Annotated in this window: 18 protein-coding genes and 1 pseudogene; 8 read left to right on the top strand and 11 right to left on the bottom strand. The window is 51.9% G+C overall.

Annotated features, from left to right (window positions below; translation table 11 throughout):
* Positions 1-11: 11 nt before the first annotated feature.
* Positions 12-1,568: a phosphoenolpyruvate carboxykinase gene (locus tag CPH80_RS15530; protein ID WP_096279194.1), complete on the bottom strand. Its 1,557-nt coding sequence runs from the start codon at positions 1,566-1,568 to the stop codon at positions 12-14.
* Between the two features lie 70 nt (positions 1,569-1,638).
* Between CPH80_RS15530 and CPH80_RS15525 the strand changes: the two genes are divergently transcribed.
* On the top strand, positions 1,639-1,956 hold the full coding sequence (locus tag CPH80_RS15525; RefSeq protein WP_227520207.1) for a hypothetical protein: 318 nt from the start codon (positions 1,639-1,641) through the stop codon (positions 1,954-1,956).
* A gap of 62 nt (positions 1,957-2,018) precedes the next feature.
* Positions 2,019-2,828: a spermidine synthase gene (locus CPH80_RS15520; RefSeq protein ID WP_096279190.1), complete on the top strand. Its 810-nt coding sequence runs from the start codon at positions 2,019-2,021 to the stop codon at positions 2,826-2,828.
* Between the two features lie 28 nt (positions 2,829-2,856).
* Here the strand turns inward: CPH80_RS15520 and CPH80_RS15515 are convergent, their stop codons facing one another.
* From CPH80_RS15515 to CPH80_RS15505, 3 genes are all read right to left on the bottom strand, one after another.
* Entirely contained in the window at positions 2,857-3,051 is a 195-nt protein-coding gene (locus CPH80_RS15515; protein ID WP_096279188.1) for a ribbon-helix-helix protein, CopG family, read from the bottom strand.
* Positions 3,052-3,170: 119 nt separating this feature from the next.
* Positions 3,171-3,341 carry a DUF2970 domain-containing protein gene (locus CPH80_RS15510; RefSeq protein WP_227520510.1) on the bottom strand — a complete coding sequence of 57 codons (171 nt, stop codon included), beginning with the start codon at positions 3,339-3,341 and terminating at the stop codon, positions 3,171-3,173.
* Positions 3,342-3,409: 68 nt separating this feature from the next.
* Complete coding sequence (locus tag CPH80_RS15505; RefSeq protein WP_096279186.1) at positions 3,410-4,654, bottom strand: malic enzyme-like NAD(P)-binding protein; 1,245 nt, start codon at positions 4,652-4,654, stop codon at positions 3,410-3,412.
* Positions 4,655-4,806: 152 nt separating this feature from the next.
* On the opposite strand from CPH80_RS15505, the gene CPH80_RS21705 reads away from it, so the two are divergent.
* Both CPH80_RS21705 and CPH80_RS15495 read left to right on the top strand, forming a co-directional pair.
* Entirely contained in the window at positions 4,807-5,016 is a 210-nt protein-coding gene (locus tag CPH80_RS21705; protein WP_157746905.1) for a hypothetical protein, read from the top strand.
* A 253-nt stretch (positions 5,017-5,269) separates the two neighbouring features.
* Positions 5,270-7,018 (top strand): isocitrate/isopropylmalate family dehydrogenase, encoded by a 1,749-nt coding sequence (locus CPH80_RS15495; protein WP_096279184.1) that lies wholly within the window; start codon positions 5,270-5,272, stop codon positions 7,016-7,018.
* Positions 7,019-7,151: 133 nt separating this feature from the next.
* Here the strand turns inward: CPH80_RS15495 and CPH80_RS15490 are convergent, their stop codons facing one another.
* The 6 genes from CPH80_RS15490 to CPH80_RS15470 all read right to left on the bottom strand — a co-directional run bounded on the left by CPH80_RS15490 (position 7,152) and on the right by CPH80_RS15470 (position 13,829).
* On the bottom strand, positions 7,152-8,750 hold the full coding sequence (locus tag CPH80_RS15490) for an ATP-binding protein (RefSeq protein WP_227520206.1): 1,599 nt from the start codon (positions 8,748-8,750) through the stop codon (positions 7,152-7,154).
* Positions 8,740-10,296 (bottom strand): Mu transposase C-terminal domain-containing protein, encoded by a 1,557-nt coding sequence (locus tag CPH80_RS15485; protein ID WP_227520205.1) that lies wholly within the window; start codon positions 10,294-10,296, stop codon positions 8,740-8,742. The genes CPH80_RS15490 and CPH80_RS15485 overlap by 11 nt, the downstream gene beginning before the upstream one ends.
* Positions 10,297-10,810: 514 nt before the next feature.
* Complete coding sequence (locus CPH80_RS15480) at positions 10,811-11,374, bottom strand: TnsA endonuclease N-terminal domain-containing protein (RefSeq protein ID WP_227520509.1); 564 nt, start codon at positions 11,372-11,374, stop codon at positions 10,811-10,813.
* Positions 11,375-11,386: 12 nt separating this feature from the next.
* Positions 11,387-11,626: a hypothetical protein gene (locus tag CPH80_RS22040; RefSeq protein ID WP_197703562.1), complete on the bottom strand. Its 240-nt coding sequence runs from the start codon at positions 11,624-11,626 to the stop codon at positions 11,387-11,389.
* A gap of 418 nt (positions 11,627-12,044) precedes the next feature.
* On the bottom strand, positions 12,045-12,317 hold the full coding sequence (avs1c, locus tag CPH80_RS23375) for an AVAST type 1 anti-phage system protein Avs1c (protein ID WP_096279179.1): 273 nt from the start codon (positions 12,315-12,317) through the stop codon (positions 12,045-12,047).
* Positions 12,318-12,350: 33 nt separating this feature from the next.
* Positions 12,351-13,829 carry a PLP-dependent aminotransferase family protein gene (locus tag CPH80_RS15470; RefSeq protein ID WP_096281682.1) on the bottom strand — a complete coding sequence of 493 codons (1,479 nt, stop codon included), beginning with the start codon at positions 13,827-13,829 and terminating at the stop codon, positions 12,351-12,353.
* 280 nt (positions 13,830-14,109) lie between these two features.
* Here CPH80_RS15470 and CPH80_RS15465 point away from each other — a divergent pair, with 280 nt between their 5' ends.
* The 4 genes and pseudogenes from CPH80_RS15465 to CPH80_RS22645 all read left to right on the top strand — a co-directional run.
* The gene (locus CPH80_RS15465) at positions 14,110-14,733 is read left to right on the top strand and encodes a LysE family translocator (protein WP_096281680.1); all 624 of its coding nucleotides are present in this window, start codon (positions 14,110-14,112) and stop codon (positions 14,731-14,733) included.
* A 177-nt stretch (positions 14,734-14,910) separates the two neighbouring features.
* Entirely contained in the window at positions 14,911-15,516 is a 606-nt protein-coding gene (locus tag CPH80_RS15460) for a formyltransferase family protein (RefSeq protein WP_172898611.1), read from the top strand.
* Between the two features lie 82 nt (positions 15,517-15,598).
* The gene (locus tag CPH80_RS15455; protein ID WP_096279177.1) at positions 15,599-16,228 is read left to right on the top strand and encodes a LysE family translocator; all 630 of its coding nucleotides are present in this window, start codon (positions 15,599-15,601) and stop codon (positions 16,226-16,228) included.
* Between the two features lie 106 nt (positions 16,229-16,334).
* Positions 16,335-16,421, top strand: a pseudogene (locus CPH80_RS22645) (LysE family translocator); the annotation flags it as partial.
* Positions 16,422-16,904: 483 nt separating this feature from the next.
* Here CPH80_RS22645 and CPH80_RS15445 read toward each other — a convergent pair.
* Positions 16,905-17,795 carry a LysR family transcriptional regulator gene (locus CPH80_RS15445; RefSeq protein WP_096281676.1) on the bottom strand — a complete coding sequence of 297 codons (891 nt, stop codon included), beginning with the start codon at positions 17,793-17,795 and terminating at the stop codon, positions 16,905-16,907.
* Between the last annotated feature and the right edge of the window lie 62 nt (positions 17,796-17,857).

Genomic DNA, 17,857 nt, shown 5'->3' with positions numbered 1-17,857 from the left:
CCAGGGTGTGATTACTCAACCTGGCCTGGGCCAGCTTTCAGAATCGACTCCGGCACGTTGTACCGGCGAATATTTGCGTTAAACAAATCTGCCAGTGTTCGTGCGGCTGCGTCATAGTCCGACGGATTCTGCCAGGCCTTACGCGGGTTAAGATAATGCTCGTCGACACCCGGTACTTTTTCGGGGATAGCCAGATTCAGGATAGACAAGCGTTCAGTTTCAGCACCTGAAAGCTGGCCTGACTGACAAGCCGAGACAATGGCGCGGGTGACTGGAATCGGGAACCTTTGGCCGCCCCCATCCGCGGTGCCTGAACCACCAGTCCACCCGGTGTTCACCAGATACACTCTTGAGCCGAACTCAGAGAGCCGTTTCATCAGAAGCTCGGCATACACCTGGGGAGGTAACGGCATAAAGGGAGCGCCAAAACAAGCTGAAAAGGTTGGCGCAATACCCTTGTGTCCGCCAACTTCCGTGGAGCCGACCCTGGCAGTATAGCCACTCAAAAAATGATAAGCGGCCGCCTCCGGAGTCAGTATCGACACCGGAGGCAAAACGCCAAAGAGGTCGCATGTCAGGAAGATGACGGTGGCCGGTTCCCCAGCCTGATTCTCTTCAACCCGCTTGTCCACGTGCTCCAACGGATAGCTGCAACGCCCGTTCTCCGTGAGTTCGGTATCAGCATAATCCGGACGCCTGGACACAGGATCAACCTGCACGTTTTCAATAATGGCGCCGAACCGAATGGCATCCCAGATGATCGGCTCGTTCTTCCTCGAAAGATCGATCGTCTTTGCGTAGCAGCCACCCTCGATATTGAACACCGAATGCTTCGCCCAACCATGTTCATCGTCACCGATCAGAAAACGGTCAGGATCCGCCGAGAGCGTGGTTTTGCCCGTACCCGACAGCCCGAAGAAAAGGCAGGTATCCCCGTCTTCTCCGACGTTTGCGGAACAGTGCATAGGCAGTACGTTATTTTGTGGCAGAAGGAAGTTTTGCACAGAGAACATCGCCTTCTTGATTTCGCCGGCGTAGCACAGGCCAGCAATCAAAACGCGTCGGCTCGAAAAATCAATAATCAGTGCAGATTCAGAATGAGTACCATCTCTCACCGGATCGCAGGTGAATCGCGTGCAGCTCATTAATGTCCACCGCTTCATATCACCTGTCTCGAACGGACTGGTTCGTACAAACATGTTGTAGGCGAACAGGCTTTGCCACGCAGTATCAGTATAGACCGACACGGGAATCGCAAATCTCGGATCGGCCCCCACCGAGAGATGCGACAAAAAATGCTCTTCCGTCGCCAAGGTATCTTGGACCCGCAGCCAGAGTTCTTCAAACTTCTGTTGGGAAAAGGGCTGATTTACCTCCCCCCAGTCCACCGTCTGTCGGGTCAGCTCGTCCTCGACGATGAAGCGATCAGCCGGTGATCGGCCGGTCCGCTTTCCTGTGGTTATCGAGAGTGCGCCATTATTGGCGAAAAAACCTTCCTTCCGGAACAGCGCTTGTTCAATCAGCTCCGCTGGCTCCAGATCCGTCAACTGAGTAGAAAGCAGGTTCATCCAGTCAGTCCTCATTTAATAATGTGGTTATAATATTGTTATAATACCATTATAATGTAATGGTAAGCCAATGCGCATTCAACGGGATTCGGTAACAGTAGCGTCTAGCACCCAGCGTCTGCCTCGTTCGCCTCCCAGGCTCAAGGATCTAAAAGTGAAGAAAGGCGAAATAGTGGAATCGCGACGGAAGGGCGAGATTGCCGAAGTGCACATCGTTCAGGCCCCGTCCGCTAAACGAAAAGAATGGATTTTGCTCTTTAAGGAACGCCAGGGGTATAGCCATTTTCTGGTGACAGATGATGAGAAGGTCTGCAGTTATTCATCCGTTGATACTGCGATTGAGGCGCTCCGGACTCTGGGATTCAAGCGGGCAGAGATCATGTTTTAGCCAGGACTGCTGCTATCGCCAGACACCCACTTCAACGAACGCGCAAAAAAGGAAGCAGTTAAATGCCGGATACGCTTTTGGATGGTTTCTGTTTGGGAAATAAGATTGCCGAGTTCCATGACGGGAGCGACTGTGTTGAGGTATTTGATAACAGCTATGAGCGCTATTTCACCTTCGGCTCCGTGTATGAGCAGAGCTGTCAAAGAAAAGACGACCCCGGCTTTCTCATGCATGAGCACACCCGAGCCATGCTGCTGCCTCTGATGTTTGATTTGCCCTGTCGCGCGACCGTTCTGGGGCTGGGAGGGGGTAGCCTGGTGAACTGCCTTTTCCATCGCTTTCCGGACATGGAGCTAACGGCCGTTGAACTCCGTCAATCCGTTATCGACGTTGCACACGACTTCTTCCAGGTGCCTACAGATCCAAGGCTATCAATTTTCTGTGAGGATGCGGGACACTACCTCGCGCGCAGTGAGAAACGCTCAACCGACCTACTTTTTTGCGATATATACAATGCCTACGGTATGGACCCACAACAGTGCAGAGCAGACTTCCTGAGCCGCTGTCATGATGTTCTGGATGAAGGAGGCTGGGCCGTTTTCAACTTTTTCAACTACCAGAGTGAAACCGGGAATGCTCTGCGTTTGCTTGATAAAAAATTCGAGGCTGTATTCACATGCCACTTGTTCACCGGCAATCTGATTGTGCTTGCCTCGAAGGTACGTCCGGGGCAAGCTCGTGCAGAGTTCAAATCACGCGCACTCTCCCTTGAGAAGCACCTGGGATTTCCCATACTGAACCATTTTCTGCGATTAACGCTATTTCGCGGCGGTAACCACAATGGAAGCGGAGAAAACAGCCCTTTTTATTAAAATCGGCACCCTGTTTATCGTTGTTAGACTATCTACTTGTAGCGTTTGATGAAAGGGGCTTGGGCTTGGTGGCATATTCAATGCCATTCTGCTCCAGATAGTCACGAATCAACTGTCGGACTACCTGCGAAGTCGTAATGTCCTGGGAGGCGCATAAGTCTTCGAGGGCCTTCTTTTTAATCGGGTCGATGAGAATCGTTAACCGGGCCGTTTTCGTTTCCATAAGAAATTACCTAAGTACGTAGCATAATATGTTAACTTTATTATAATTCAACACGTCACTGCCTTTCCAGATTTCCGCTCGCCTCCTTAAGATAGTGGCGACTGTTTAAGCGCTTGATTCTAACTGGCATAGCGAACAACCAGGGCAACCACTCCAATCAGCGTGAGTACAAACAATACCACCACCAACACCGCGACGACGATGTAGGGTGCCACACCGTTTTGCTGACCGTCGTGTTCCAAATTTTTCTGGCTTTGCACACCCAGAGCAGCCGCCAGAACACTTTTCACGACCTGCAAGAAAGAGGATCTCTTCGATGAATGCTTGTCCTCAATATATTGTGGCACGTTGGGGCTCCCTATAACGGATAGTGTGAAGGATAGGGCAAGCGTGCAACACCCGATTCGATGGCCGCTTTGGCAACTGCGTCTGACACTTCCGTTAGCAACCGATAGTCCATGGCTTTAGGAATGATGTAGTGGGGCCCAAAAGACAGTTCTCTCAGTTGATGGGCGGCCAGGACATCTTGCGGTATTTCCTTTTTCGCCAGATCTCGAATTGCATAAACAGCTGCAACCTTCATGGCTTCGTTAATTCGTTTAGCGCGTACATCCAGCGCGCCCCTGAAAATGAACGGAAAACCAAGTACGTTGTTAACCTGATTGGGATAGTCTGATCGACCTGTAGCCATAATCAGGTCGTCCCGAACCGACATTGCCAGTTCGGGTGAAATCTCAGGGTCAGGGTTCGAACACGCAAAAACTATCGGCCGGGGTGCCATTTGTTTGATCTGTTCAGCATTGAGCAAATCCGGCCCGGATAATCCAACAAAAACGTCTGCGTTATCAATGGCATCGTCCAGAGTCTTTGCCCCGCCATCATTAATAAATTCTTCCTTGAAGCTATTCAAACCCTCCCTGCCGGAGCGGATCACACCTCTGCGATCAACCATATACAGATTTTCTCGTTTCGCACCGAGACTTAACAACAATCGCATGCAGGCAACGGCCGCCGCACCCGCTCCCAAGCAGACAATTCTTGCGGTGTCCAGCGTCTTACCCTGGATTTCCAATGCATTCAGCATACCTGCCGCCGTCACAATGGCGGTGCCATGCTGATCGTCATGGAATACTGGAACATCGCAGCGATCAATCAAAACTCGCTCAATTTCGAAACACTCAGGTGCCTTGATGTCTTCCAGATTAATGCCGCCAAAGGTATCTGAGATGGGAATGACGGTATCGATAAACGCCTGGGCGGTATCTGCCTTGACCTCGATATCAACGGAGTCGATGCCTGCGAAACGCTTGAATAGCAGGGCCTTGCCTTCCATTACTGGTTTGCTGGCCAGCGGCCCCAGGTTTCCGAGCCCGAGAATCGCGGTGCCATTGGTGATCACTGCGACCAGATTGCTTTTCCCGGTATACAGGTAAGCATTATCCGGATCGCGGGCGATTTCGCGCACTGGCTCCGCGACACCCGGACTGTAGGCAAGTGAGAGGTCGCCCACCGTACTTGCAGGCTTGGTCAGACCAGTGGAAATCTTCCCGGGGACGGGCTTCGAGTGATAGTCCAGCGCGGCCTGCTTAAAGTCTTTAGTCATCATGGCACCTTATGATAATTAGGTTATACCTTCATTATAATATCATTATCATGTAAGCTAGTCCATGTGCTGGGCATCGTTGAGGTGAGCCTTAATAACCGCTCGCCTCTGATCTACTCGATGCCCGTACCTGTGATGACAGGAGGTGGCCTATGACTGAACTTTCCAACGCTCCTCTCCGGGCGTCTCCAGAAATGCGAGCTACCCGGATCACGGGTAATCAGTCAACCTTGCCTAAACATGAGATTTTAAGAGGCGACCTTAGCCGCCTGCTTGGTATCAACTCGGTGAAGGAAACGACCTGTTCAGAAAGGCAACTTCTGGATGATCTGAGCACTGGTTTTAGTGGAAGAGTTGGCTGAAACCATCAGTGAACGTGAGTTTCGCCATCATAGCTTGCCTGTACAGGAGCGTTACCAATTGATGGTGGAAGAGCATCCGGACTTGCTTGAGCGTGCTCCGCATTCCGGACAGTCAACTCGCATCCTGGTTGGGGGTTGTCCCCGCAACGTTCTCAAGGCTTAAAAGGACGCACCGCATCGACACCAATTATCAATGAACGTCTCACACGTTCATTGACCGTACGTTTGAGCCGACCGAAAACCGGAGGAAGCAATGGTCAATAAAATTCAGGTGGAATCACCGCTGGTCATTCTGCACGGCGATGAGATGGCTCAGGTGGCTTTTGAAGAAATCCTGAAAAGGTTTGTCACAACCCGCCTGGCTATTGAGCTGATAGAAATCGATTTATCGGCCGAACATCGGTTTCTGACGAACGGCCAGGTTATTTTCGAAGCCATCGAGGCACTCAAAAAATACGGTGTTGGCGTCAAGAACGCCGGCATGACCGTGAACAGAGAGCAATTGGATGCGATGCTTGAAAAGCACCCAGAGCTCAGTCAGTCCAGGCTTGATCCGCTCGCGACCAAGTCACCTAATGGCGCAATACGCAAAGGAATCGGGGGCAACATCACCCGGGAGGATATTCAATTCCAGAATCTCAGGGTGCGGAAACCCGACTGGATTGATCGTGATATTGATGTCGACACCATGGACAACGGGGGCATTAAGGACAGTTACAATGAATTGTCCTCATCAACGGGCGTGGTCAAACTGCTCTTCGTCGGAAAAAGCGGGAACCCGGTCGAGCTGCACCGCCGTGATGTGAAAAAAGGCGACCCCTGGCTACTGGCTACTAATGACATCGCCGATGTTAAAGCCTGGGCTCACCGGTTTTTCCAGCGCGCAATTGACGAAAAACGAGATGCTTACCTCGGCCTGAAAGATACCGTGATTGCTGGCTACGATGGCGTAATGCGCGCCGCTATAGAAGCTATTTACAAACAGGAATACAAAAAGCAATTTGAAGCGGTGGGTATCAACTACTACTACGAACTGGTCGATGCGCAGGCCGCCCGTATTGTTGCCAACCCGCCAGAGCGCGCACTGTGGGGCGTGCCGGACAACACCACCGGCCGAAAACTGTATAAGCTTGTCAAGCAGCTAAAACGCTACGGCATACCCGTCCGAAACGCTCATGTTTCGATCTCGCGCATGAGTGCCGGCGGTGGTGATCAATACGGCAGTTTCAACATGCCTGCTCAGGAAGACGGCATCCTCAAGGTTGTCGTCGATGGAGTAGAAAAGCACGCTCGTCGTGTCAGTCAGGGCGACCCAATCCTGCTCATGTCCAATGACCATGAGGCAATCAAGGACTGGGTCAGCCAGGTTTTTAGGGATGCCTCAAGCAAGCACAAAGAAGTGTATTTTGGTCTCAAACGAGAATACATGGAATACGACGAGGTATTCAGCACCGTCATCAACGATGTGCGCCGCGAACTGGCCGCGGATCACACCTCGCCGCCCTCTTTCATGATCATGCGACCTTCGAGCCAGCTGATAAAAATGATAACTGATCCTCCCCGGAGTGCGCTCTACCCTGCCCAGAACCTGGACGGGGATATATTTTCTGATATTTCTGCCGCTCTCGGCGGCAGCCTCGCCACCGCAAGCTCCATCATCGAAAGCAAGAGCAGCACGATGCTCTTTGAGGCACCGCATGGAACAGCCCACGATCTATACCTCAAATACCTGGAAAGCAATGGAAAAGACGCGCATTTCAACCCCTCAGCGCTGATCTACGCCCTCGCGAATGCCCTGGAAACCCTGGGCCGCCGGGAGCGCAATGAAGCCTTGCTTGATTATTCCGCCCGACTCAAATCAGCGTTAAAAGATACCGTAGGGGATGGCATTGTTACGGCTGACTTGAAGGATAAGACGACAACTCCTGAGAGCGAAACACTGGTGGATATGATGGGGTTTCTTGATTCCATTGAGGAACGGCTGGGCAGCTTTACGATGTGACCAAAAATTGGATTGGGGCTTTTGCCCAGGGTGAGGTTTGTCCACCTGATACTGAGAGGTGGCTCTTTAGTGGCAACCGATTTGGACCACGTTGAACCCGTGTATTGGTTCAACGTATGGAGTTCACGTCGTATCATCTGAGATAAGCTGACAGTTCAATAATCACACCTCTTTTTTTCAGGCTTCGGTATGTCTCCTCAGGATCGTCATCCCGGGTCAACCGAAGATCATCTTTCAAGTAAACCGGGCGCAACTTCTCTTTTTTCTGAGGACTGGCTTTGGTTTCAGGCTGCGCCGGAGTCTTCTCCTCCAGCTTTTTAATAAGAGCTACTAACGGGAATAAATCCTCATCTGGCCGCTCCTCCAAAGCCTGCTCAGCAACAACGGGCGCAATATCTTCCCCAATACCCATCTGACCTAATATCGCAATCAGACGCTCCAGTTTGGAGCTCTGAGCATCAGTCTGTGTTTTTTGATCAGCAGGCATATGAGAAGCTTTCTGCAAAGCACTTTGAACACGCAGCGCCTCCCTGGGTATATCAAGGTCAGCGAATTGAAGAATCGTTGCTTCGCGGCCACTTCTTAAAGCGGCAATCATCGGATGCATCATCGCAAGCTCTTCTTGGTAGACCTTGGTTACGATCGCTCGATCTATCGACTCCCGACCCGACACAACTGCTCTTACCTGGCTGAGATAGAAAAGAGCAACGGCTATGTGCGCAATACCCTGGGTGTACTCCCAGAACAAGTCCATCATTTCATCAGTGAAAGGAGTTGCGTGCTCAAACCACTGCAGCTTCCATAGTCGCTTGAAGAATCTTTCCCACTCTTCATCACTGCCAGTATTCTCGGTGCGTGCAAACCGCCCCCAGTCAAGACTGCCAAACTGAGCCGCCCTTCGCGCCGACCGCATAGTCGGCTGAAAAAGCTCTAGAGCTTTGGGCGTCCCGATAAAAAGGACTGGTACTTTGATCACGTTAGTCAGAGTGACAAAGAAGTTGAGCATCTTGGCCGCACCTCCCGACCGGGATTTCTCCAAGTGCTGAATCTCATCAATGACGAGCACGCCGACTGAATGCAGCGCAGACACACGAGCAACGTCCCCCAGCATAGACTCTGCAGAGGATCTACTTTTTACATAGAGCGCCTGGTAATCAGTACCTAGCGCATCGTCAATAGATCGGAAAAAGTGAGTACACAAACTCTTCACCGAGCCATCATGGGGGCATTCCACTTTTAACCAAACAAGCTGACAATGTTGGTAGTCAGGGTGGTAAATCGCTTGCGGATAACTCCTTAGGATAGCCTCTATCGCCGTTGTCTTGCCGGTACCAGAGCATCCAATGACGGAACTGACCAACGCCTCATTACCGGCGTTTCGTAAGATTGCTGTGAAGTCAGTATGTGCCACATCATCAAGATTACGGTGGTAATCAGACGCAGCGATATTCCTGCTCAAATACCCACGGCGAATCATGCCCGAAATCATTTGCTCCAACTGAAGATGGGATTTGGTTGGATACAGAAATTGATCCAAAATTCGCATCATTGCATGACGTCGAATGTGGGCTGGCAATAATTTTTCAGCTTCATCTACGCTCGGGAAGCGACCTAGCATCTTCGCAGTAGCCTGCGGTGAGTTAATAGGAGGCAAAGCATTAATCAGTGGATGCCCTTCATATTCCCGGATTTCTGCTTCTCGATACTCGGCGAGTGGCAACTTAATCATCATCGTCCTCCAAGAAAGCATCCAAATCGGGGTAGTCTATGCTCTCATTTGAAGGCGTTTTTTGAGAGCGGAAAGGCACTATATCGGCTGGGCGATCTCGCTTGGCCTGACCATCATTTTTAATAGCAATTTGATCCCTTTCAGTCTCTTTTTCTGTCACGCGATTGTCCCGTATTCCACGAAGTCGTGCCGAATCACTGGCAGATGATTTATTGGTTTTTTGTCGCTTCTTGGCAGTCGCAACAATTTGTTCAACGGCGGCCAGTGAATCCGGCTTTCGATACTCCTCAGCCTGTCGAGCGGTCGCTTTCGTACGGCCCATAGCTTTGAGCACGCCAGCAGCTTCCATAAAACTCATATCGCGAAATCTGCGACTTCTGTCCGAAAGTTCGCACACCCAATAATTCTCAAACGTTTTGTCGGGTCTCAGATAGACCGTATTGGTTCGCCTGGGATCGAAAGCGACTTCAACTTTTGACGGCCGGTTCTGGCGGATGCGATCGAACCAACCTGCTGTAATTGCTTCCCGACAGGTATAAACAAGACCTTTGAGGGTAATGCCCACCTGAGACACTGTTCCATTTTCATAGGGCAAAAGGTTAATTCGCGCTAAACTCTCGTCACATGACCGGAGCTTGCCGGTGCGGTTCTGGATTCCCCAATTCCATAAATCCAACGGTATTGATGGCAGGTCTATTGGCATATCGGGCGCAAGGTCATAGCCTTCAATAACATGTTGGGTGTTATAGACAACAACCAAGTTGATCAGCATTTTTGTGAATTCAGAAATGTTCAGAACTGCATCCAATTCATAGCGCTTACCGATGCGCTTCTTGCCATTCACCGGCTCCACTACACCACCCACGTAAGGCCGGAACTGACTCTGAATTGTGTTGAAGAACCGCTCGCAGATCGCTTTATCATCACCTCGGTAGGCCCGTGAGTTACTCAGTTGCACGCCGAACCGGTTAACCAGCACATCGGCTTGGCGGTACAGAAGTTCGCCCCTATCAGCCATGATCCCCGCAGGAATGCCCATACTGGGCCAATCTTCTGTTCGAATATTCACTGCGTATTCCTGGCAATAGGCCGTTTTGTCACTAAAGGAATTACTCAACGCCAGCATTGCGGCCACCCAAGAGGGGTTTTCCAGGCCCACGTACATGCCAACCACCATTCGACTAAACACGTCTTTGACGAAGTACAAAACGGGTCGACCGATGATGACGTTAGGATCGTCTTCGGCCACGAGATAAAGATCGCCGATCGTCGCATCGATCTCGTATCGTGCTCCGGGGCCAAAGTTCAGATTCGCCGAGGTGCTTGTCAACGCCCGCATATCCTTTTGGTAAATTCGTGCAGGAGTTCGCTTCCGCGCTACTTCACTATTCTGATAGTTAGTCTGAAAGAAATACCGAAACTGCTTCAGTGTGGGCACAGCCGATTCTGTGGCGGTGGGATATCGTGCTTTGAAGAGGCCAACGGCTTTGTCCTTCGCCGCGGTCAGCGGCACTTTTTCATTGGTTAGATAAAAGCCATCGAGCACCATGCGGAACAGCTCCGCGACCTCCTCCGTTACGGGTACACCTACCCCTGGGGAAACCGTTCGCTTTCGCCCAACTTTGTTTTCAATTTCGCGCCTTGGCCGCCCAACGGCTCCGCATTTATGGTAGTCCGGTGCTAAAGCATTTGGTGCCATTCCCCTCTGCCAATAACGCCGAAGTTGGCGAGTGATGTAAAGTCTCGGCTTATCAGTAGATATCAGGAGCTGGCTAATCAGCCGATTACGCTCACTCTTGATGAACATCAGCGCATAATCGCCAAGTAAGGGGCTGATGGTACTCCAGGCTTCGTCCCGTCTTGCCGCGCCAACGCTTCCCTCTTCGACACTGACCAAAGGGTATGGGTCAGAGATAGATTGATATCCCGCTGCGCGGAACTCTTCTTCAGTGATTGGGAAAGGCCAGGCTTTCTCGCTATCTACATCTATCAGCATTAAGTCACTCAGGTGCTCAAGAACGACTCTGTAACGTCTATTTGTAAAGGGGTCGCTGAAAACTTGATTAAGAAGCATTATTCACCCCGGCGACTGACACTGTTTCTCTGAGTGCGAGGTCTCCATAGGTCCAGCTGTGGAACGCTTTATCTAGAGGAGCCCGTATGAATCGAAAGGCCACCGCATGCCGGAGGGTGCTCAGATGAAACCCGGGGTCCAGCCCATACTGGTCATCGAGCTTTGCGCACAGCCGTGTCACCTTGGTTCGGGGGTGAAGCTTCAGCCGGTACAAAAGATCCTGCACTTCTGAAACGCCCAGCTCCTGGTAACTGGCCATATCCGGGTTTAAGTAAGGCTGGATCCAGAGCAGGTTTTCTCGCATACCATCAGTTACTTCCCTCTGTGTGAAAATTCTCCACTCGACCCCGCGGGCTTCCCAGAACGTTTTTTCAATTTGGAGTTTTTCTATAACTCTTAGCTTTGCTAGTTCTGATGAGTGTTTAACGGCAATCGCCAGTTGCTTGCCCGAAGACAGGTCGATCAAAAGATCGGTTGAAACGACGGTCAGAAGCCCACGGACCTGAGGATGACGAATACCCAAGCTGGCACAGATATCGAGAGTGTCCTCGATTGGCAGGGGATATTATTCACGAATATCGTTGGTTTTCTCAAATTGGTCGAAAACCAGGAAGGCAAAAAGTTCTATACCAGATAGCAGATGATGCACTCGACCGACCGAAGCACTTCGAATTCGAACATTTTCACCCTGACTGCTGAACTCATGAACCTTGATGAATGGCTCATAGTCTTTTCCTCCTCCCCGACCACGGGTTTTGAGCAGCCTTTCGTGTTTGGGATCGATGGGTTTATTAGTATCTGCCATAAAAAAGGCCTCCTGCTATGGTGAGAATAGCAGGAGGCCTACTTTTATCAAACTTTAATGTGGATTATCAAACTTTATTAGGATTTATCAAACTATAATGTCCGCTGACACATATTTCTGTGGGATCGGAATAAAGTTGGTAACAAAACTGCCCCCTAACGGCCATTTTAGTGGACGTCTTCGCTCAGATAAAAAAATAAAGTTGGTAACTGAACGGTATCACTCTCCTTTCCGGAGTGTTTTTCATGCGAATAAAGATGGTAACTTTTCATTCTATTTTCACGCTAAGCTCTATCCCCGAGTGATATAGCGCTATCTGGTATAAACCCTTACTTTCAATGATCGCTGAAGGTGCTCCCCCTGAGCCCGGAAATGAGACGATATAGAGGGCAAACATTGCACTTCAAGGCTAATCATTTTATGTGTCTACGAAAGGATCTTGCGTTTCCCCATCTGAAATTATGTCCTGCATATTAAAAAACCGATGAATTATGTTGGCTTGCAAGCGAGCCGTCTCGTCGACACTGAGGAAGTCAATCCGACCGTTTGGAAGTCGTCTCACTCGAAGTATGCTCTCAACCATGTCTGGCAAGATGTGCATCTTGCCGTTTTTGAATGCCTCATGAAGATGATGAAAGCGAACTTCAAACTCTGCCCTGGTCGAGGCGCTGCATCCACCAGCTGGAGCCAATCCATTAGTGATTATTATGGCTGGAGTACAAAATTACTCATTTTTGCTAACACCAGTATTAGCCGCTACTGCTGTCCCGACGCGGACGTCGCTCGACTCCTGTTCCATGAGTTGGCCGATGGTCTTACCGACCTTCAGAACCGCCATCTCCACCTTGCGAGTGGGCAGGTTGGCGAAGTTCATCCGAATGCAGTTACGGTATTTTCCTGCCGCCGAGAAAATATTGCCGCTCGCCACTTGTACGTTCTGGGTTTCCAGCAGGCGGTTGAGGGCATAGGTGTCGAACTCTTCCGGTAGCTCGACCCACAGCGTAAACCCCCCTTGGGGTTGGCTGACTCGGGTGCCCGCCGGGAAATAGCGGTTGACCCATTCGCTCATCAGGTCGCCGTTGCGCTTGTATTGTTTGCACATACGGCGCAGGTGCTGGAGGTAATTGCCCTTGGCGATGAATTCGGCAATCGCCAACTGGGGTTGTGTCGCCGTGGTGCCCGAGCCAATGTATTTCATGTGCAGCACCTGTGGCAGGTAGCGTCCCGGGGCGATCCAGCCGACTCGAAGGCCGGGTGCCACTGTCTTGGAAAATGAACTGCACAGCAAAACCCGATTGTCCTCATCAAAGGACTTCAGTGAGCGCGGCCGCGGATAGCGATGTGATAGATCACCATAGATATCGTCTTCAATGATCGGCACGTCAAAACGCTGGGCCAGGCGGACAAGCTTGAGCTTGCGATCGTCGGGCATGATGTAGCCCAGGGGGTTGTTACAGTTGGCAGTCAATTGGATAACTTTGATCGGCCATTGCTCCATGGCCATTTCCAAGGCTTCTAGGTTGATGCCAGTGACAGGGTCAGTGGGAATCTCCAGTGCCTTGAGGTCGGCGGCCTTGAGGATTTGCGTGATCCCGTGGTAGCTCGGCGAGGCAATGGCAACGATGTCGCCGGGCATGCAAACCGCGCGTATGGCGGTAGACAGGGCTTCCTGGCAACCGCTGGTGACGATTATGTCGGCCGGGGTCAGGCTGCAGCCCGAATCAATGGACAGCCGAGCGATTTGTTCACGCAATGCCAATACGCCCTGGATGTGGTTGTACTGCAGGCTTACGCTGTCACTGCGCCGGCTGATACGGGCCATTGTAGTCAGCAGCGGCTTGAGGGTGGGCGCGGTTATATCCGGCATGCCGCAACCCAACTGAACAATACTGGCACTCTGATCGAAGTGCATCAGCTCCCGAACCATGTCCCATTGGGAAATGTTCACCGGCCGCAAGATCGGACGGTCCATTTGCGGTAAGGGCGCCACTCGCCTGTCGGCGGGAACGAAGTAACCCGACCTGGCGCGCGGTATCGCCAGCCCGGAACATTCCAATACACGGTAGGCCTGTTGCACGGTTGTCAGGCTGACACCGTGCTCATGGCTTAGGGCGCGTACAGAGGGTAGGCGCTCGCCAGGCCCGTACAGGCCCTGCTCAATGCGGCTGCTGATGAATTCGGCGAGGTTCAGATAAAGAGTCATAGCTCTGACTGTAGCTTCTCGTCTGTTGCTTGAAAAGCTACAGATAGGGGTTTTTTTGAAATTTTTATACAAAAAAAGGCCGTCTGTATCTAAAAAATTCATCACTTCTGTATCTGTAATACACATCTGTGCCTTGGGATGATATGCCCTATACAGATCCGCAAGTCCCTGGAGACGGAGAGCCTGTTGCGCTTGTGCAGTTGCAACTCACAGCCTGTGCACTAGCACCTGCGCAACTGGCGCCGCTGACGCCGCTGACGCTGATCGATGGAGCATGACGATACAGAACCTCGATTACTACTCGATCATTTTGTTCGTGATCGCCACATGCGTCACGCCAGGGCCTAACAACGTGATGTTGATGTCATCGGGGGCGAATTTCGGGATGGGCCGCACGATGCGGCATTTGGCAGGGATCAACATCGGTTTTCCGTTAATGTTGGTGGCAGTCGGGCTGGGCGCGGGGGCAATTTTCCGACAATACCCGTGGCTGCAGGACGGACTGAAAGTGATAGGCGCGGTGTACCTGCTGTATTTGGCCTACCGGATAGCCAGCGCCCCCGTGGTGGACATGGATGATCCGTCGGGCAAGCCATTGGGGTTCACCGCTGCGGCGTTGTTTCAGTGGGTCAACCCGAAAGCCTGGGTGATGGCCGTGGGCGCGGTACTGGCCTATACCTCGCCCTTGGAGCCCTTCCGTGTGCAGGTCTTACTAATTGCTCTGCTGTTCTTTTTGTTCGGCTCACCCTGTTCATTGGTTTGGGTATTTTTTGGACAGTATTTGCGACGTTTCCTGACTCGGCCGTCGTGTTTAAAGGCGTTCAATATCATCATGAGCCTGGTGCTGTTGATGTCGTTGATTCCGGTTCTAAGAGGCCTGCCATTTCAGCAATGGTGGTCTTGAACCCACAGAAAACTTGTCAAAACGCAACCGGTGCGATTGACGAAAGCAACTCCGGGAAAATTTTTTCAGGTGATTTCCTCGTTTACCAGCGGTGGTCAAAGTCCTGGCGCATTAGCTTCAGTCGATTAACAGAGTACGCAATTGATTTCAGCCAAATGCCTTGCAACTGGAGAAGTGATGATGCAAAGAAACGCACCGTGCAAGGACAAAGTCCTGCTGTCGGTATGCACCATGGACTGGTGCGACCATGGGGTCGAATTCGCCAAGACGGTGTTCTCCAACCTGGAGGTGTTCTGCTGGGACCCGGGCGATCCTTACCCGTATCACCTAGATAACTGGGAAGGCGACTGGATCATTTCCTACCGCGGCGACTTTATCTTTCCGCAGAGCATTTACAAGAATGCTCACAAGGGTGCGATCAATCTGCATCCGGCGCCGCCCAAGTATCGCGGTCTGGGCAGCCAGCACTACGCGATCTACTACAATGATGAAACCTACGGTTCAACCTGCCATCACTTGGCACCTTCGGTCGACAGCGGGCAGATTATTGATGTGGCGCACTTTAACGTAGCACGGGCTGAGACTGCATCGTCGTTGCGTCTGCACGTGGGCGCTTATTGCTTGCAGCAGTTCATCCATCTGGTCACCGATTATATCCTGCAGGGACGGTCACTGCCGGTCTCACCAGAGAGCTGGGGCGAGCGGTTGTACAAGCAATCGGAGCTCAAACCCTGGATGGAAAGGGTCCGCGCCGAGGAGCCGGATCATCGTTGCTTCAGGTAGGTTTTTTGGCAAGCCACTTCAAGCCGACAGTGGCTTGAAGTGTTCACTGTGCGCGCTGACGCAATGGGTATGAGAGGGTTCTATGTTTGAGTTTTCGAGTTTCGCTGCCGCACTGGGGGTTTACGTGATCGGCACCGCCAGCCCGGGGCCAGGCAACTTGGCGATTGCCAATACCTCGCTCAATTATGGGCGCACACCGGGCCTGGCGTTGGCCGCCGGGGTCATTTCCGGGTCGTTGTGCTGGGGTGCAATGACGGCTGCCGGCGTCTCGGCGCTGTTGATGTCCAACACGCAGGTGCTGGTGTGGTTGAAAATATTGGGCGCCTGCTATCTGTTTTTCCTCGCCTGGAAGTCGATCCACGGTGCGCTGGCGCACAACGCCGGGATCGTGGCACGCACGCAGGAAAAACAGACGCGCAACCTGGGCTTCTATTTGCAAGGGCTGGGCATTCACTTGACCAACCCCAAGGCGACCTTGACCTGGTTCACCGTGACCACTGTCGGGCTGAGTGCCAGCGCGCCGATTTGGGCCAGTTTTGTCCTAGTGGCCAGCTGTGCGGTTTTGGGGGGCGTGATTTTTTGCACTTATGCACTGGCCTTCTCCGCGCATTCGGCGGAACGGTTTTTCGCCCGTACCCGTAAATCGTTCGGGCTGATTTGCGCTGCCTTTTATTCGATGGTAGCCATCGGCTTTCTCAGCTCGTTGTTCTGAGGCCCCGGTAAAATTTCATCCATAAAACGAGAGACTATAACGCACCTTCTTCCCGCGTAATCCCGGTAGGGCGTGCAGCGTGCACTCCCGCTTTCAGAGAAAATCCATATCGTTGTCCATCGATTTGTTGTTTGCGCTTGCCCTGTTTGCTTTTGTAACCTCGGTCACCCCCGGCCGGAATAACGCCATGCTATCAAAAAAGGTCGTGACTGGCTCTGTCACGATCACCGTGAAGTGGCCGCCTGAACTCGACTTCTCACCACTAGATATTATGGATTGACCTGTCCCCCTCAATGTGGTTCTGAATTGTGGGGTGGTAATGCGCTTTTTTCAATTTATTCTTAAGTAGTTGTTCGTGTCTCGGCTGGCTAATTCTTGAATCTAATTCTGCTGAAGCGTACCCATTTGCAACCAGCTTTCCAGCTCCAGCTGATCGTTAGCCATAATGATGAAAGGGCGCTGGTGACCTCCCCCATTTTTCAGGAATCTCTTTAAAAGCTTCGGAACTTGGTTTGGGAGTCCCGTTCATTTTTGAGGTATCCGAATTTCGTGACTGATTTACTCGCGGCTACAATATGAGACAAACAGTACTCTCAGCGGATTGGTCGGCCGATCATTAAGCATAGGGGGCTGTTGAAATCTCTTTTCGAAAAAACATTTGAGCGCAGCCTGAGTTTCAACCACTTAGGCGAGTGCAGTTGCGGCTCACCAGATCGATGAGAAAGTCAGCCACTGCACGCGTGCGGCGCGACTGCGCCAGATCAGACTGGATTACCAGGTAGATTGGCTGATCGACGCCTATGTCTGAGGCGACGCAGATCAGCCCCGCATTTAGGGCGACGAAATGAGGTAACACTGCAAGCCCGAGCCCTGCCTTAGTCGCCGCAACCTGAGCTGAGAGCGAGGTCGTAGTGAGCACTGGCTCACGTCCTTGCAGAATTCGCTCGACCCATTGCGCAGCAGGTAGGTGCGACTGCCTTTCGCTCCAAGTAATGAAGGCATCCGTGTCATAGCATCCCAAATTGGGCTCAATTTCGCGTTGGGCCGCGTAGTCTGAGCTGCTGTAAAGCCCGTATCCCAGGACACCGAGGCGGCGCAGCGTGACGTTGCCACGTTCCGGTTTAACCATTCGTAAAGCAAGATCCGCATCTCGCCGATGCAGGTTAACAGTCGTAATATCCGTCACAAGCTCAATCGCGAGATCAGGGTGTTTTCTGCAGAATTCCGGCAGTGCCGGAAGGATTAGCCCAGTCGCCAGGTTCTCGGCCGTGGCTAGGCGTACCTTACCGACCATCTGCGCTTGGGCCGAGGCGTCAGAGGAGAAAGCCACCGCAGCAGCCTCCAGAGCTTCGGCCTTCTCGATTAAGCCGGTCCCCTCTTCAGTCAGTTGATAGCCAGACTGTTGGCGTACGAAGAGGGGCAGCTTCAACGCCTTTTCGATCCGCTCGATCCGCCGCGAAAGCGTCGCAATCCCCAGATTGAGCTCTGATGCCGCGCCACTCAGCGTGCCGTGGCGGGCGACGGCAAGAAAGGCCCGAGTGTCATCCCAGATCCAACCTCGCGGCATCTGTTTTTCAAGTCCGGAAATCTGTTTGCCTAAATCGGTCATTTTTTTCATTTATGGATAGT

It is taken from the genome of Marinobacter sp. LV10R510-11A (assembly GCF_900215155.1).
Taxonomy (GTDB): Bacteria; Pseudomonadota; Gammaproteobacteria; order Pseudomonadales; family Oleiphilaceae; genus Marinobacter.
Note: the sequence above shows the minus strand (reverse complement) of the source record. Positions and strands in the feature narration are given on the sequence as shown.

Bases quoted from the DNA above. Each gene is read 5' to 3' on its own strand.
- CPH80_RS15530 (WP_096279194.1), bottom strand. From the start codon at position 1,568: ATGAACCTGCTTTCTACTCAGTTGACGGATCTGGAGCCAGCGGAGCTG.
- CPH80_RS15525 (WP_227520207.1), top strand. From the start codon at position 1,639: ATGCGCATTCAACGGGATTCGGTAACAGTAGCGTCTAGCACCCAGCGT.
- CPH80_RS15520 (WP_096279190.1), top strand. From the start codon at position 2,019: ATGCCGGATACGCTTTTGGATGGTTTCTGTTTGGGAAATAAGATTGCC.
- CPH80_RS15515 (WP_096279188.1), bottom strand. From the start codon at position 3,051: ATGGAAACGAAAACGGCCCGGTTAACGATTCTCATCGACCCGATTAAA.
- CPH80_RS15505 (WP_096279186.1), bottom strand. From the start codon at position 4,654: ATGACTAAAGACTTTAAGCAGGCCGCGCTGGACTATCACTCGAAGCCC.
- CPH80_RS21705 (WP_157746905.1), top strand. From the start codon at position 4,807: ATGACTGAACTTTCCAACGCTCCTCTCCGGGCGTCTCCAGAAATGCGA.
- CPH80_RS15495 (WP_096279184.1), top strand. From the start codon at position 5,270: ATGGTCAATAAAATTCAGGTGGAATCACCGCTGGTCATTCTGCACGGC.
- CPH80_RS15490 (WP_227520206.1), bottom strand. From the start codon at position 8,750: ATGATGATTAAGTTGCCACTCGCCGAGTATCGAGAAGCAGAAATCCGG.
- CPH80_RS15485 (WP_227520205.1), bottom strand. From the start codon at position 10,296: ATGGTGCTCGATGGCTTTTATCTAACCAATGAAAAAGTGCCGCTGACC.
- CPH80_RS22040 (WP_197703562.1), bottom strand. From the start codon at position 11,626: ATGGCAGATACTAATAAACCCATCGATCCCAAACACGAAAGGCTGCTC.
- CPH80_RS15470 (WP_096281682.1), bottom strand. From the start codon at position 13,829: ATGACTCTTTATCTGAACCTCGCCGAATTCATCAGCAGCCGCATTGAG.
- CPH80_RS15460 (WP_172898611.1), top strand. From the start codon at position 14,911: ATGATGCAAAGAAACGCACCGTGCAAGGACAAAGTCCTGCTGTCGGTA.
- CPH80_RS15455 (WP_096279177.1), top strand. From the start codon at position 15,599: ATGTTTGAGTTTTCGAGTTTCGCTGCCGCACTGGGGGTTTACGTGATC.
- CPH80_RS15445 (WP_096281676.1), bottom strand. From the start codon at position 17,795: ATGCCGCGAGGTTGGATCTGGGATGACACTCGGGCCTTTCTTGCCGTC.